General features: G+C 34.3%; 16 protein-coding genes. 8 read left to right on the forward strand and 8 right to left on the reverse strand.

The window, feature by feature from the left end:
- Window positions 1-3: 3 nt before the first annotated feature.
- The 8 genes from PBT89_RS13125 (at window position 4) to PBT89_RS13160 (ending at window position 8,359) form a co-directional block, all read left to right on the forward strand.
- Window positions 4-1,599, forward strand: a complete 1,596-nt coding sequence (locus PBT89_RS13125; RefSeq protein ID WP_270062298.1) for an MDR family MFS transporter — start codon at window positions 4-6, stop codon at window positions 1,597-1,599.
- A gap of 195 nt (window positions 1,600-1,794) precedes the next feature.
- Window positions 1,795-2,208, forward strand: a complete 414-nt coding sequence (locus PBT89_RS13130; protein WP_270062299.1) for a response regulator — start codon at window positions 1,795-1,797, stop codon at window positions 2,206-2,208.
- A 4-nt stretch (window positions 2,209-2,212) separates the two neighbouring features.
- Entirely contained in the window at window positions 2,213-2,773 is a 561-nt protein-coding gene (locus PBT89_RS13135) for a heme NO-binding domain-containing protein (protein WP_270060436.1), read from the forward strand.
- Window positions 2,751-5,120: a PAS domain-containing sensor histidine kinase gene (locus PBT89_RS13140; protein WP_270062300.1), complete on the forward strand. Its 2,370-nt coding sequence runs from the start codon at window positions 2,751-2,753 to the stop codon at window positions 5,118-5,120. Before PBT89_RS13135 ends, PBT89_RS13140 begins: the two co-directional genes overlap by 23 nt.
- On the forward strand, window positions 5,117-6,256 hold the full coding sequence (locus tag PBT89_RS13145) for an FIST signal transduction protein (protein ID WP_270062301.1): 1,140 nt from the start codon (window positions 5,117-5,119) through the stop codon (window positions 6,254-6,256). Before PBT89_RS13140 ends, PBT89_RS13145 begins: the two co-directional genes overlap by 4 nt.
- Window position 6,257: 1 nt before the next feature.
- Window positions 6,258-7,304, forward strand: a complete 1,047-nt coding sequence (locus PBT89_RS13150) for a sensor histidine kinase (protein ID WP_270062302.1) — start codon at window positions 6,258-6,260, stop codon at window positions 7,302-7,304.
- Window positions 7,305-7,311: 7 nt separating this feature from the next.
- The gene (locus PBT89_RS13155) at window positions 7,312-7,638 is read left to right on the forward strand and encodes an Hpt domain-containing protein (protein WP_270062303.1); all 327 of its coding nucleotides are present in this window, start codon (window positions 7,312-7,314) and stop codon (window positions 7,636-7,638) included.
- 10 nt (window positions 7,639-7,648) lie between these two features.
- Complete coding sequence (locus tag PBT89_RS13160; RefSeq protein WP_270062304.1) at window positions 7,649-8,359, forward strand: LytR/AlgR family response regulator transcription factor; 711 nt, start codon at window positions 7,649-7,651, stop codon at window positions 8,357-8,359.
- Between the two features lie 506 nt (window positions 8,360-8,865).
- On the opposite strand, the gene PBT89_RS13165 is transcribed toward PBT89_RS13160, so the two are convergent.
- From PBT89_RS13165 to PBT89_RS13200, 8 genes are all read right to left on the reverse strand, one after another.
- A complete protein-coding gene (locus PBT89_RS13165) occupies window positions 8,866-9,279 on the reverse strand; it encodes a hypothetical protein (protein ID WP_270062305.1) in 414 nt (137 codons plus the stop codon).
- A gap of 144 nt (window positions 9,280-9,423) precedes the next feature.
- Window positions 9,424-10,272, reverse strand: a complete 849-nt coding sequence (locus PBT89_RS13170; protein ID WP_270062306.1) for a 3'-5' exonuclease — start codon at window positions 10,270-10,272, stop codon at window positions 9,424-9,426.
- The gene (ligA, locus tag PBT89_RS13175; RefSeq protein ID WP_270062307.1) at window positions 10,269-12,707 is read right to left on the reverse strand and encodes an NAD-dependent DNA ligase LigA; all 2,439 of its coding nucleotides are present in this window, start codon (window positions 12,705-12,707) and stop codon (window positions 10,269-10,271) included. Before ligA ends, PBT89_RS13170 begins: the two co-directional genes overlap by 4 nt.
- 22 nt (window positions 12,708-12,729) lie before the next feature.
- Window positions 12,730-13,095 carry a DUF1304 domain-containing protein gene (locus PBT89_RS13180; RefSeq protein WP_270062308.1) on the reverse strand — a complete coding sequence of 122 codons (366 nt, stop codon included), beginning with the start codon at window positions 13,093-13,095 and terminating at the stop codon, window positions 12,730-12,732.
- A gap of 16 nt (window positions 13,096-13,111) precedes the next feature.
- Window positions 13,112-13,762, reverse strand: a complete 651-nt coding sequence (locus PBT89_RS13185) for a VOC family protein (RefSeq protein WP_270062309.1) — start codon at window positions 13,760-13,762, stop codon at window positions 13,112-13,114.
- On the reverse strand, window positions 13,763-14,371 hold the full coding sequence (locus PBT89_RS13190; protein ID WP_270062310.1) for a TIGR00730 family Rossman fold protein: 609 nt from the start codon (window positions 14,369-14,371) through the stop codon (window positions 13,763-13,765).
- Between the two features lie 14 nt (window positions 14,372-14,385).
- Window positions 14,386-15,237 carry a peptide chain release factor N(5)-glutamine methyltransferase gene (gene prmC, locus PBT89_RS13195; protein ID WP_270062311.1) on the reverse strand — a complete coding sequence of 284 codons (852 nt, stop codon included), beginning with the start codon at window positions 15,235-15,237 and terminating at the stop codon, window positions 14,386-14,388.
- A gap of 207 nt (window positions 15,238-15,444) precedes the next feature.
- Window positions 15,445-15,930, reverse strand: coding sequence for a GNAT family N-acetyltransferase (locus PBT89_RS13200; RefSeq protein WP_270062312.1), 486 nt, complete (start codon window positions 15,928-15,930; stop codon window positions 15,445-15,447).
- Window positions 15,931-15,947 lie beyond the last annotated feature (17 nt).

Genomic DNA, 15,947 nt, shown 5'->3' on the forward strand with positions numbered 1-15,947 from the left:
ATTATGGCTGAAGCACAAGCGCAAATACAAGACGAAGACAGCCTGGTTGAATATGGTTTTAGAAGAGTAATTATTACCATTACTGCAGTTTTATGTGCTCTTCTAGAAATCATTGATACTACCATTGTAAACGTTGCTTTAAACGATATGCGTGGTAGTCTTGGGGCAACACTTACCGATATTGCATGGGTAATTACTGCTTATGCAATCGCTAATGTGATTATAATTCCAATGACAAGCTGGTTATCTAAACAGTTTGGCCGTAGAAACTATTTTGCAGCGTCCATCATTATATTTACGGTCACCTCTTTTCTTTGCGGAAATGCAACAAATATTTGGGAACTCGTAGCCTTTCGTTTTATCCAAGGTATGGGTGGTGGCGCACTTCTAGTAACGGCACAAACAATAATTACTGAAAGTTATCCTGTTGCAAAGCGAGGAATGGCACAAGCTATTTATGGAATGGGAGTAATTGTTGGGCCTACATTAGGACCTCCATTAGGAGGTTATTTGGTAGATCATTTTTCTTGGCCCTATATTTTTTACATCAATATACCTCTAGGCATAATCGCAACTTTCCTAACGATATTATTTGTTAAAAGTCCTAAGTATGGAGATAAATTAAAAGCCAACCAAGTTGACTGGTGGGGAATTATACTATTAACCACTTTTATAGGCTCGCTTCAATTTGTTTTAGAACATGGCCAGCAGGACGACTGGTTTCAAAATAGCACCATAATAACTTTATCGGTTATGGCTGTTTTTGGTCTTGTTTTATTTATTTGGCGTGAATTAACTTACGAGCACCCAATCGTAAATCTTAGAGTATTGCGAGATACTAACCTCAGCATAGGTACAGTGCTCACATTTATATTAGGATTTGGCTTATTTGGCTCTACTTTTATAATTCCTATTTACACACAATCTATTTTGGGATGGACCGCGACAGATGCCGGTCTGTTACTTATCCCAAGCTCGATCACAACTGGTTTAATGATGCCTATTATAGGAAAACTATTAGAGCGAGGCGTCCCACAGAAAATTTTAGCAGCTGCAGGTTTTGGAGTATTTTTTTTATATAGTTTATGGATGTATCTATTAATGACTCCAGATACAGGATCTGAGCATATGTTTTGGCCGCTTGTAGTTAGAGGTGTTGGGTTAGGATTATTATTCGTACCTATCACCACACTTTCTTTATCCACGCTTAAAGGAAAAGACATTGCCGATGGAGCGGCGTTTACAGGAATGATGCGACAATTGGGTGGGTCTTTTGGTATTGCAATTATAACCACCTTTGTTTCAAGATTAACACAACAGCATCGAGTAGATTTAATTCCGAATATTAGTCAGATTAACTTTCAGGTGCAACAGCGAATACTTGGTCTCCAACAAAATTTTATTCAAAAAGGATTTAGCATTAATGAATCTTTAAATAAAGCATATAGTGTTTTGGATGGTAGCATTATGAAACAGGCCACTGTACTTTCTTATATGGATATATTTCTATACCTAGGGATTTTGTTTCTTCTATGTGTTCCTTTCGTTTTAATGATTAAAAAGGGAAAAGGAAAAGTAGACACTAGTGCGGTGCACTAAAAATATCACAATATTCTGCCTTTTATTAGGCAGCTAAAAACCGCCGGATGCCCCCAAATTCCGGCGGTTTTTTTATTATATTCCATTCAACTATTCAAATCAACCGCTTAACGACACTAATATATAATTAGACGAATACTATATTTTATTTCCCTAAAATATGGCAAATTTGTTCTTATAAGACACCAAAATAAAATGAAAAACAAGCTAACAATCCTTTTTATCGAAGACGATATGATCGAAGTGATGAAATTAAATAGAACAATTTCGTCCTTATCCTTACCTCACCATATCATTGAAGCGAAAAATGGTGAAGAAGCACTGCAAATCCTAAATCAAAAAGATCGTTTACCTGATATTATATTTTTGGATTTGAATATGCCTAAAATGAACGGAATAGAGTTCTTAAAAATTTTAAAGGCAGATGATGTTTTAAAGTACATTCCAACGATTATCCTAACTACTTCAAGTAACCGAAGAGATTTATTAGAATGCTATAAAATTGGCATTGCTGGCTACATTATTAAACCGCTGCGTTACGAAGACTATGTTTCTAAATTAAGCAGCGCTTTAGATTACTGGAGCCAAAACGAATTAATAAAGGGATAACATTATGAAAGGTATTGTATTTACAGAATTTCTGGATATGGTTGAAGAGAATTTCGGGATCGAAATCGTAGATCATATAATTAATGAGTCTAAACTTCAATCTGAAGGTGTTTATACTTCAGTAGGAACTTATGATTTTGTAGAAATGCAAAGCCTTTTAGTAAATCTTAGTAAAAAGGTAGATATACCATTAGATGATCTTATCTATAGTTACGGGCTATACTTTTTCAGAGTGCTTACTACATTGCATCCAGGCATATTCGCATTATATAAAGATCCTATAGAATTAGTATCTTCTATAGAAAATCATATTCATGTTCAGGTTCGTAAATTATATCCTGGAGCCGAGCTTCCCACGTTTAAAGTTGAGAAAAAGACAGAAGATCACCTAGAAATTTTGTATTTTTCAGATAGAGCAATGTATATGTTCGCTAAAGCCCTAATGGAAAAAACTTTTGAACACTACGACCGTGATTCCGAAATTAAGATGGAAAAATTAGCAGAGGACGGAACACAGGTCAGATTCCTGATCACTAAAAAACATGGAGCCTACCAAAAAAATTGAAGTATTAGAAAGAGCATTAGAAAGAGAAAAGAAGGCAAGAAAACTTGCAGAGAAAATTCTGGAAGAGAAATCTACCGAATTATATGATCTTTCTGAAGCCTTACGACAATCCAATAATCGATTAAAAGAATTACTCAACGAAAAAACCTCGCAGCTAGAAGGTGTATTTGTAAATATTATCGATGCGTATGTAATCATGGATATTGAAGGTAATGTCCTAAAAATGAATCACGCTGCGAAAGAAATGTTTGGGTATGACAATGAAGTAGAGGCTGTAAATCTTCTAAGTATGGTACATCCAGACTATGTTGATTATACCACAGCAGCCTTTAAACAACTTTATCATACTGGTAGCTATAACGATTACAAAGCACTAATAATCACTAAAAGCGGCTCTGAAAAAATTGTGCAGATTAACGCCAGTATTATTTATGATCGTACAGGAAAGCCGGTTGCCGCACAAGGAGTTGCTAGAGATATCACAGAAGAAATTGCCATAAAAAAACAGCTTGAAGATCAAAACAAACAACTCGATTTGATTTTTGATAATTCCCCCATTGGTATTTCGCTTACCAATAACAATTTTAAAGACCTTATTAAAATTAATAAGTCGCTTATTAACATGTTTGGGTACTCTATCGAAGAGTTTAGGAACCTTACTATAGCAGATGCAACCCATCCAGATGATGAGGAACATGGTCGTCATTTAAAAGATATGGTAGAGGGCAAAATAGACTTTTATACCATAAATAAGCGATACATCAAAAAAACTGGAGAAACTCTTTGGGCAAAAACCAGAGTTGCAGCAATTAGAGATGAAAATGGAAAAATCCAGCATCAGGTAGCAACTATAGAGGATATCACGAAAGAAAAAATAGCGAAAGAAAAAATTGAAGAATCTGAAAATAGACTTTCAACCTTAATAGTTAATCTTCAAACCGGAATCTTGCTGGAAGATGAGAACCGAAAAATACTTTTAACCAATAAAAAATTCTGTAATATTTTCGGTATAAATACTGACCCCGATCTTTTAAAAGGTGTAGATTGTTCTAATTCAGCCGAAGAAAATAAAATATACTTCAAAGATCCAGAACAATTTGTTGATAGGATCGAAAAATTACTTCAGGAGAAAAAAATTGTAATCGCGGAAGAATTAGAACTAGTAGACGGCCGGATTCTTGAACGCAGCTATATTCCTATTTACTACGACGGAAAATATAAAGGTCACCTTTGGAGCTATGACGATGTAACCATTCAGAAAAATTATAAAGACAGTCTTAAAGCGCAAAAAGAAAAATACAGTAGCATTATCGCTAATATGAATTTGGGCCTTATGGAAGTCGATCTTAAAGACAAGATCTTAATGGTAAACCAGAGTTTCACCGATATGAGTGGATATTCTAAAAAAGAACTTGCAGGTAAAAAAGCATCTGAAGTTTTTCTAATTCCAGAATCGGCAGCCGATTTTACCAAGAACGATAAGTTTCGAAAAAAAGGAGTTTCTAATTCCTATGAAGTTAGAATAAAAACCAAAGACAATAAATTAAAATATTGGCTGGTTAGTGGTGCTCCAAACTATGATGTTAATGGCAAATTGGTAGGATCTATAGGTATTCATCTAGACATTACAGAGATGAAACTTTTGGAAGCGCAAAAAGAACAACTTCTCAAAAACTTAGAGCAACAAAATGAACATTTAAACGAATACGCGCATATTGTTTCTCACGATTTAAAATCTCCACTAAGAAATATTTCTGCGTTACTAAGCTGGACAAAAGAAGACTTTAGAGAAAAATTAGGAGAAGAAAGCTTAATGAACCTGGATCTTATGCAGGGGAAAGTTGAAAAAATGGATCATCTTATAGAAAATATTCTTAGATATTCCAGTATTGAAGACGGTAATATCCAAAATCAAGAATTAGACCTTCAGGAACTTGTAACCGAAATTCTTGAAATGATTTATATTCCAGATCATATAAATGTAAGCATTTTAAAAACTCTTCCGGTTATTCAAGGTGATCGCACTAGAATTCAGCAATTATTTCAAAACCTTTTAAGCAACGCCGTGAACTACATTGATAAAGAAAAGGGTTTTGTTGAAATTGACTATACTGAAAATACTACTCATTATACTTTCAGCATAAAAGATAATGGTATTGGTATAGAAAAAGAACATCACCAGCGCATTTTTAAAATTTTTAATGCGCTTGGCACACACGAAAAATCTACTGGTGTTGGTTTAAGCATTGTAAAAAAAGTGGTGGATTTATATGAAGGTGATATTTGGCTAGATAGCGAAGTTGGGCAGGGAACTGTATTTTTCTTCAGCTTAAAAAAACAATCATGAAAGTAATTCAGGCTCTTAAAAAATTAAATTCTGATTGGAATTATAACGGCGTATCTAGCAAAGAGCATCTAAAAAATCCATTGGTTTTTATTTTTGGAGAACGCAAATTATTACAAGATCCTGTAGTTTTAGAAGACATCCGAAAAGAATTCCCGTATCCAGATCTTATATTTGGAACAACTGCTGGAGAAATTATTGGAGAAAAAGTAAACGACAATTCGATCGTTGCTACCCTTATTCAATTCGATAAAGCTCATTTTGAAGTTAAAACCGCAAATATTCTCGATTACGATAAAGATGGCGAAGCGCTAGGATTTGAACTGGCAAGCCAATTCAATAAAGAGAATTTAAAACATTTATTTATAATTTCTGAAGGTAGCTTTGTAAACGGAAGTGCTTTAATAAAAGGTGTTGAAAAATTCACAAAACAAGAAATTATACTAACTGGTGGACTATGTGGAGATGGTTCCAGATTTGAAAAAACAATGGTATCCTACCAACAAAATCCTAAAGAAGGCGAAATTGTAATGGTTGGCCTGTATGGTGAAACACTAGAAGTTAGTTATGCCAGTTATGGAGGGTGGATTCCATTTGGACCAGAGCGTCTAATTACAAAATCGAAAAATAACATTTTAGTGGAACTTGATGATCTACCGGCTTTAGATCTTTACTCTAAATACCTGGGAACAAAAGCGAGTAAACTGCCAGAGGCCGCTTTATTATATCCATTAAATGTAAAAGAGAAAGACGATAACTTCAGCTTAGTACGTACCATTTTAAATATAGATAAAGATAACAAAAGCATGATTTTGGCTGGTGATATTCCAGAAGGAGCTCATGCACAATTGATGATGGCCACCGTAGATGGTATTGCTGAAGGAGCTGCGAAAGCCGCCGCAGATGCCATGAAAAATCGTTCAAAAAAACCCCAATTTGCGTTATTGGTGAGTTGCATTGGAAGAAAAATCGTAATGGATCAACGCGTTGAAGAAGAAATTGAAGAAGTTTCTGAAATTTTAGGCCACGATGTTCCTATAGCCGGATTCTATTCTTACGGAGAAATTGCTCCATTCTCAACAAGCACAGCCTGTAATCTTCATAATCAAACCATGACGTTAACCTTAATCAGCGAATAAAATGAATTCTTTATTAAAACGGCAAATAAGAAAATATTTCCCAGCAGAATTTTTAAACGATGAAAGATTCGAAAATTTTTTTAAGGCCGTAGAAGAATCATATAAAACAAATAACGAGCAATTAAGCATGATTCAACTAGCCATGCGTATAAGCTCCGATGAATTATTTAGCGCCAACCGCAAATTGAAAGCTGAAGCTGAAAGTCAAAAAGAAATTATAGATCGGCTTAAATCTGTGATGAAAACTTTAGATATCAAAAATATAGCCGACAAAAATCAAAATGATGAATATATCAATGTAGCCAACCTGGCTACTTACATCGAGGAACAATCCAAGGAGATCACTAAAATCAATAAAGATCAGGAAATACTTTTAAAGAATTTAGAAAAAAAGAATCAGGTACTATCAGATTATGCGCACATGGTATCGCACGATTTAAAATCTCCTTTAAGAAGTATTAATAGCCTAGTTACCTGGATGAAGCAGGATTATGCTGATAAAATTGATGAAAACGGAGCAAAAAACCTCGACATAATTTTACAAAGCGTAGAAAAAATGGATGCGCTAATTTCCGGTATTTTAAATTATTCGACTATAGATCAAGAAGATTTAGAGTATTATAAAGTAGACACCAATCATCTGGTTAATGAAATAAAACAAATTATTTATTGTCCAAAAAATGTCAAAATTGAAATTTTAAATGAACTTCCCGTAGTAAAAGGAGATAAATTTCGATTGCAACAGCTCTTTCAGAATCTAATTCAAAATGCTGTTAAAAGTATTGATAAACCTGAAGGATTGGTTAAAATTGCAGTTGAAGAAAATAGTAATTTCTTTAAATATTCGATAGAAGACAACGGAAAAGGCATTAAAAAGGATCATTTCTACAAGATTTTTCAGATATTTGAAAAAATTGATAACGATTTTTCTTCAACAGGAATTGGTTTATCCATCGTAAAAAAGATCATTGATTTTTACGGAGGAAAAATTTGGTTGGAAAGTGAATTATCAAAAGGCACCATATTCTACTTTACATTACCTAAATAAAATTATTATGGAAGAGAAACCTAACTACTCTTACATTAGCCAATTATCTGGTGGCGACAAAGCTTTTGAAGAGCAGTTGCTCGATGTCGTTCGATTAGAACTTCCGCAGGAAATTGAAAACTACAAGAAACATTTAGAAGGCAAAATTTTTAACCGTGCTGCAGATGATGTTCATAAGATTAAACATAAAATTAGTATTTTAGGCTTAGAAAAAAGTTATCAGGTTGCTATTGATCATGAAGACCGTCTTAGGGAAGAAACTTTAGATAAAGATTTGTACCTAAAATTTGAAGAGATTTTAGAAGCTATGATGACGTTTATTAAAAAAGGCTAAAATAAATACTATGCAATGTATTATTGTAGATGATGAAACAGCAGCGAGAGTAATTTTAAAAAGATTAGGTGCTAACAATAAAAATTTAGAGATCCAAGCCGATTTTTCTAATGCAATTTCGGCTATCAAGCATTTAAACCATAATGAGGTCGATTTAATCTTTCTGGATATTCACATGCCAGATTTTAATGGGTTCGATTTTATTCAAACTATAAAAAATCCTCCAAAAATAATACTCTCTACATCAGATCGAAATTTCGCCATAGAAGCATTCGAATACGATTGTATAGTAGATTATCTAGTAAAACCAATTACCCAAGAGCGGTTTGACAAGGCGGTAAAAAAAGCTTTAAGTTTTACTACTTCCACTACCCCAACAGATACTGTAGATGGCAATCCTAAAGAATCAGGAAATGATCTTTATGTAAATATCGATCGCAGATTGATAAAAATCGATATTCCCAGTATATATTTAATAGAAGCCAGAGGAGATTACATTTTAGTTAAAACTTCTGGTAAAAATTATACGGTACACTCTACCATGAAGAAAATCGAAGAAAAATTGCCAGAAAATCTGTTTTTAAAAATTCACAGATCCTTCATTATAAATGTCGACAAAATTATCGATATCGAAGATAATAGCGTTTTAATTGAAAAAGACGTAATTCCCGTGAGTCGTTCCAATAGACCAGAATTAATGAAACGGCTTAATCTTCTATAATTAAAAGTTTAAAGTCCAGCTAAACGAAACTTTTTTACCATCCATCTACACTTTAAAATTCTTCATCGATTAACTCAAATTTCAGCTTTAAGTCTAACGTATATTTGTAGTGTAGTTAAGTGATAAGCTTATCAGTTCTCTACAAGTTTTTTGACATTAGTTTTGTTTTTGAGTTTTAATTTCAAAGTCAATATCAATTTATTTAAGCCCTACTAAAATAAAAAATTGACTTCTGAAAGGTTTTGGAATCGGCCCGAGAATTGATCTCCGGTAGAATAGATGAGGAATAGAAAGGTGCGGCTGAGACAAAACCTTTAGAGCATTTAAAAAAGAATTGTAAATCTTAGGCTCTATTTAATCTGAAACAGAATTTAAAGAATTATTGACAAACAGTTTATGAATTAGTTGGATTATAAGATTGGTTAGTTAGTTGGTTAGGTTAGATTGAAAATGCCGGGAGTGGTTACCCGGCATTTTCTTATTTATTTAATACGTACAATCAATAATTAAAAATAATGCTTTGAAATTCCGCCCATTTCTTTCAAAAATTCATTTTTTTCTTCTTGGCTAAAATTTAAACAGCGTGAAATTTGAGGGTTTGAAAGTATTATCCTATAAATATATTCGGAAAGTAAAACAATTACATCTCGATGTGTACCGCTTAAAGAAGTAGGACTCACCATAATTGAATTTGATTTACTGTTTATCTTTATTCTGGTAAAAGGATTAAAATGTAATTTTACTTTAATTTGCTTATCGTTTTCTAGCAATTTTTTAAATATCCCAAAATAGCAACCGCGATTATTTTCTATCAGATATTTTCTAAGTTCTGAGATATAGAACGGACTCTCAATGATTTCATTCGCTCGATTTACTATAGCTTCTAATTTTGAATGATTTCCAGAATAATATAGTTTCATAAGGTATTGTTGTGGTGATCATGAAGCAATACCAACAAAATGATTGGGTATTAGAAGCAAAATTAATACGAGTAAATCGATTTAACAAGTAGTCCAATAGATTTACTTACAGCGGTTACTGAAGAGAATGAATTTTAAAACGAGCTAATTTACTTTCAAAAAATTCATCAATGCCTTTTCAGAAATTATCTCAGTACCAGCAAATGTCGCTTTCTCAACTTTTGCTTTCCCAACTTCGCTACCGCAAACTAAATAATTGGTTAATCCAGAAACCGATCCCGTTACGCGACCACCATTCTGGATAATAATTTTCTGAATTTCCGTTCGCGAAAAATTCTCAAAACTTCCTGAAATCACAAAACGTAATTCCGCAAATAACTGACTATAACTTGCCAAAGCTTTCCGTCGAATTTGTACATTTTGACCTTGCTTTTCAGCAATCCAATCTAGATAAGCAGACGGAAAATCTACGCCATGCTCTTCTTGCAATTTCAACTCTTCTTCTATCCGATTCAGTTTTAAAAATAGTTCTCCACAAACAAAAGCATCTTCCAAAGCATTGTGATGACGATACTGCGGTACTTCAAAAAATCTCGCAAGCGCACTAAGCTTGTAGCTTGGCAGATTGATAAGTTTACGTGCCCGCTGCAAAGTGCAAAAACTGCTATATACAGGAAGCTCCAAACCGTAGCGCTGTAGCGAATAAAGCAATACAGAATTATCGAATTTCGCATTATGAGCCACCAAAGTTTTACCCTCAATAAAAGGAAGCATAGCTTCCCATAATTCAGCAAAATTCCTTTCATGCTGCACATCTTCATAGGTTATTCCATGAATTTGTACCGCAAACGGATTAAAATAAGCAACCTCAGGATTTATTAATTCATAAAATTCACGATATTTTTTCCCATTTTTATATTCTACCATTCCCAACGAGCAGGGATTTTTCCCGCTCGCGGTTTCAAAATCAAACGCCACAAAATCTTCTATCATTCAATCATCTTAAAAAAATCTTCTTCACTAATCATGGTTATCCCTTCTTTTTCAGCTTTCGCTTTTTTACTTGGCCCCATCTTTTCACCCACAACAAGGTAATTAGTGCTTTTAGACAGTGAACTTAAATTTTTTCCGCCGTTGTCTTCGATATGTTTTTTCAGTTCATTTCGAGAAATAGAAAATGTTCCTGAAACAACGAAACTTAGTCCTTCCAGTTTATTAGAAGCGGTTTCTTTTTCTTCCATTTCAAATTGCAAACCTTTTTCACGTAAACGGTTTACAATCTTCAGGTTTTCTTTATCAGTAAAAAACTCAGTGATACTTGCTGCTACACGCTCGCCAACATCACGAAGCTCAATAAGTTCTTCTACACTGGCTTCCATTAGTTTATCGATATTCCCAAAATGCTCGGCTATTTTTCTGGCACTTACTTCACCCACATCTCTAATTCCTAACGCAAATAATACTTTATCAAACGTCCGCTTTTTAGATTCTTCTACGGAATTTAATATATTCTCTGTGGTTTTCTTCTGAATACTAATTCGGCTTCGATCTGAAATTTTAGTAATAAAATCATCGAATTTCGGGTAATGCTGAAAGCTTTCATTTCGAAGCAATTCATCTATATAATCTGCATTTTTAAGCGCTTCTTTCGCCGGCTGGTTTTCCTGATGATCGGGAAATTTAAGATCGATTAGTAAATTTACCGATACACAATCTTCCATCGAGGTATAAGCTGAAACATCTACACGTTGCATAGCCGAATTCAATTCATTCAAAAATCGCTTAAATTTCTTTTCGTCAACGCCGTCGATTTCAGCAATATTCAAACTAAAAAGTTCCTCTAATTGTACAATTTCGGTTCCTATTTTTTCAGCATCAGTTCGTGTGATACTTCCCCATCCTTGGCTGAGTGCATAAATAGCCTGACCTAGTCTTACCTGAAGTTCACCTTCTTTTTTAATTCCGGCTTCTTCGTTATCTAACCAACGTTCTTGCCCAATAATATCGTCGCACGTAAGAAAATAAAAATCGGAGTAATTATTTATAATGTCGTTGTAATACAGAATTTCAATAGTTCCTTTTCCCAAACCATCGATATCCATGGCTTTTCTAGACACAAAATGTTCCATTCGGCCAATAATTTGCGGTGGACAGCCCACGTAATTTGGACAAAAATGCTGTGCTTCTCCTTCATTACGTAGCAATTTGGTTCCACATTCCGGGCAATGCGTAGCGTAAATTGTAGGTTCCGAATCTGGATCGCGTTGCTTAAAATCGACTCCAACGATCTTTGGGATAATTTCGCCTCCTTTTTCTACAAAAACCTTGTCGTCTTTGCGAATATCAAGCTTTTCGATCTGGTCTGCGTTATGCAAAGAAGCGCGTTTTACAATGGTTCCCGCCAATTGTACCGGTTCTAAATTCGCTACCGGAGTAATCGCTCCTGTTCGACCAACCTGGTAAGTGATCTTATTCAGCTTGGTGGTTTCCTGCTCGGCTTTAAATTTATAGGCTATTGCCCAACGTGGCGATTTTGAGGTGTTGCCAAGTTCTTCCTGCTGGCTAAAATCGTTTACTTTTACCACAACACCATCAGTCTCATACGGTAAATCATGGCGGTGAATATCCCAGTAATTGATGTATTCTAAAACCTCATCGATATTATTTTTAAGTGCACTTTCTGCAGGAACTTTAAACCCCCAATCACGGGCTTTTTCTAAACTCTCAAACTGCGATGAAATGGGAAGATTTTCGCCTGCGATATTGTACAGCAAACAATCTAAAGGACGTTTAGAAACCTCAGCGCTGTCCTGCAATTTCAAGCTTCCTGAAGCGGTATTACGCGGATTCGCATAAGGTTCTTCTCCATTTTCCACACGCTCTGCATTCAACTTCGAAAAACCTTCAAAAGGCAATACGATCTCTCCCCGGATATGAAATTTCTCAGGATAATCACCTCGCAACTTCAAAGGAACAGATCTAATGGTTTTCACGTTATTCGTTACATCATCTCCCTGAAAACCATCCCCACGAGTAACGGCTTTTACCAATTCGCCATTCTCGTAAGTAAGACTCATTGATGCACCATCGTATTTTAATTCACACGTATACTTTATATCGCCATCTACTAATTTACGAATACGAGTTTCCCAATCTTGTAATTCTTCTTTAGAATATGAATTAGAAAGCGAATACATTCGATATTCATGAACTGTTGTAGCAAAATTCTTCGTTACCGAACCACCTACACGCTGGGTTGGAGAATTCGGATCGTCAAATTCGGGATGTTGATCTTCTAATTCCTGAAGCTCCTTAAGCTTCATATCAAAATCATAATCACTGATTTCAGGATTATCCAAAACATAATATTGGTAATTATGATGTTGTAATTCTTCCCGAAGTGTATTTATTTTATTTTCGATATCCATTTATACTAAAATTAAAAGAGGCTTATTGTGCAACAAAAATTAATATAAGAGCAAGTATTGCCGGTAAAGCCTGTACAAAGAATATTTTCTTTGCAGCGGTTAATGCTGCGTAAATTCCGGCTACTGCGATACACAAAAGAAAAAAGATAGAAATATTTTGTTGCCAATAGCTATTCTCTATAAAAAATGTCCATCCCAAACCTGCCGCTAAAAAACTATTATATAAACCTTGATTAGCTGCTAACCCCTTTGTTTTTGGAAAAAGATCTGCGGGTAAGGATTTAAAGGTTTTTTTACCAATGGTTTCCCAGGCAAACATTTCAAACCAAAAAATATAAAGATGTTCTATAACTATGATAGCCTTTAAAATAATTAGTACTAATTCCATACTTCCCTATTAATGATTATACATCTTTAGATAAAAAACTAAATGCTTCGCCTTGATGTTCAAATTTAATTTTAAAATCGGCTTCAAAGGCAGTTTGATTGGTAGGAAACCATTCCTTTTTATTTTTATCGATGCATATTAGCAAACCTTCATCATCACCTATGGCACAAAATCGTTCCAAATTTCCGTCAAAAATAGTTAAATTGAAATGATCATGTAAATAGTTATAAAAAGGTTCTATAATTTCAACAGCCAAACCAACTTCAGCAACTCCTAGTATAGAATTTACACTGAAAGTATTTTTTTCTGAAGGATATAGATTACTTCGCGAATTAAATTCTAAAATATTATCATCGGCATCTTTAAAATAAACCGATTTTGCCTTCCAGTTCTTAAAGTCAATTATTTCTTCCGTACCATCTTTTTCAATATTCACTCGCTCCTTTAACCACTGCAAAGCTAAATTTTCCTGATTAGCCGGAATATGAAATGCAATATGGTTTAATTTTGCTTCCCTTTTATACTTAAAACAAACTTCGGTAAAACCTATTTTTATAGTAAAGCTATCTTCTACATTTTCAGCCAAAGAAAAACCTAATACATCACGATAAAATTGTCTCTGATTTTGAAGTTGCGAAGTATAAACTTGCAAATATTCAATCTTCATTTAGGTCTGATTTTTAGTAATCCATTTTGGAGTTGGTAGTGGTTTAAAAAACTTCATTTTTTCATATAATTCTTCGATAGTTTCGGCAATTATAAGCAAATCGAAGTTCTCTTTTTTTAGCAGACCTTTATCGACCATCTTGCGAAGCATGTTAATTAGATCATCGTAAAAACCATTGATATTCAGCAGTCCAATTGGTTTTTGATGTAAGCCTAATTGTGCCCAGGTGATATTTTCAAAAAGCTCTTCAAAAGTTCCAAAACCTCCCGGAAGCGCAATAAATCCGTCACTCAAGCGATGCATTGTAAGTTTGCGCTCGTGCATATCCTGCGTAGTGATTAACTCATCCAAATTGGTATGCACTACTTCTTTCACCTTCAAAAATTCTGGGATTACACCGGTCACTTTCCCGGCATTTTCCTGAACTCCGGCAGCCACATGCCCCATCAGTCCGCGTTTACTACCACCGTAGATCAAACGGATATTGTTTTTGGCCAAAAACGCACCCAATTTTTTTGAGGTTTCTATAATCTCTGAATCGATACCATCGCTGCTCGCACAAAAAACGGCAACACTTTTTAAAGAATTTTGTACAGTCTTTTCTTCCAAAATAGCAGATTTTTTTAGTGTTTTTGGGCTTTCAGCATTCTAAAATTACCAAACATATCTTTGCGAAGATCAGTTTTAAAACCATGATCTTTAACCATCGTTTCTGTTTCTTCGACCAGATATTGATTAATTTCAAAAAACAACAAGCCATTTTTGGCAAGCCCTTCTTGTGCTAATTTCGTGATTTTCTCATAGAAAAGTAAAGGATTTTCATCTTTTACATAAAGTGCAGTTTCCGGCTCATATCGCAATACATTTTGCTGCATTTCTGCTTTCTCTAATTCCCGAACATAGGGCGGATTAGAAACGATAATATCAAATTGCAGCGGTAATTTTTCTGCGGAAAGAATATCCTTCCGCATAAAGTCTATTGAAACTTCATTTTGTTCCGCATTAATCTTAGCTATTTTCAAAGCTTCTTCTGAAATATCTATTGCTGAAATTTGAGCTTTTGGCAGGTGTTTTTTTAAACTAATCGGGATACAGCCACTCCCCGTTCCTATATCTAAAATTTGCAAATTTTTGTTCTGCTGAAGTGAAACCTCATCCAAAATCCATTGTACCAATTCTTCAGTTTCTGGCCGCGGAATTAAAACTCCGGGTGCAACTTTAAAATTCAGACTAAAAAATTCAGTTTCTCCAATAATATACTGGATGGGTTCAAATTTTTTGAGTCTAGCTAAAGCCACTTCAAATTGACTAATTTCAGCATCGCTTATTTCCTTATTTGGTTCTAAAGCCATTTGCAATCTGCTCCTCTTTAAAATATGCTCTGCCAAAAAATTAAAAAAAGACAGAATTTCCTCTTTTGGATATTTGCCGCCAAGATCTTCTAAGAATTGATTTTTGAGTTGCGTGGTGGTCATTGTTTTAATTTACTTGACGGTTTACAGATTTCATTCAGCATTCAGCTATTCTTTAATTCATCAATTCAAATTCAGAATAAAAAAATTAAATCAAATCACGAATAGCATATTACATCCTGACTCTTGGTTCCTAACCTTATTCAAAATTCAACATTAAAAATAAGAGTGCTACTATCTAAATTCTAACAGCGAAGCGATCTAATCTAATTACAGATCCTTTATCATCCAAACCGTACAATTATAATGGCCTGTATTTCCAAGCGGTTTATCTAATTCTTCAAAACCGGTTTTCTTATACAATTTACAGGCATCTTTCATGTATGGCAAGGTCTCGATATAGCATTTTTTGTAATTCTGATTTTTTGCAAATTTCAAACAAGTATCCATCATTTGGCTGCCAAGACCTTTTCCGCGAGCTTCAGGTAAAAAATACATTTTTTGCAATTCACAAATTTCGGTTTCAAATTCTGGTAGAGGACCAATACCACAACAGCCAATAATTTTGCTGTTGTCTTCAATCACAAAATATGCTTTTCGATCTGCTTTATATTCCGCAGTCATATCGTCCAAAGCTTTATCTTCGTAAGCAGTTCCTACTTTTGGAACTCCCATTTCAACCAAAACATTTTGGATAACTTTTTTAACCTGCTGATTGTCTTGCTGCTGAATTTCCCTAATTTTAAGCCTACTCATTCTTACTAATTAATCCT

Origin of the sequence: Zunongwangia sp. HRR-M8 (assembly GCF_027594405.1) — a bacterium.
Lineage (GTDB): Bacteria > Bacteroidota > Bacteroidia > Flavobacteriales > Flavobacteriaceae > Zunongwangia.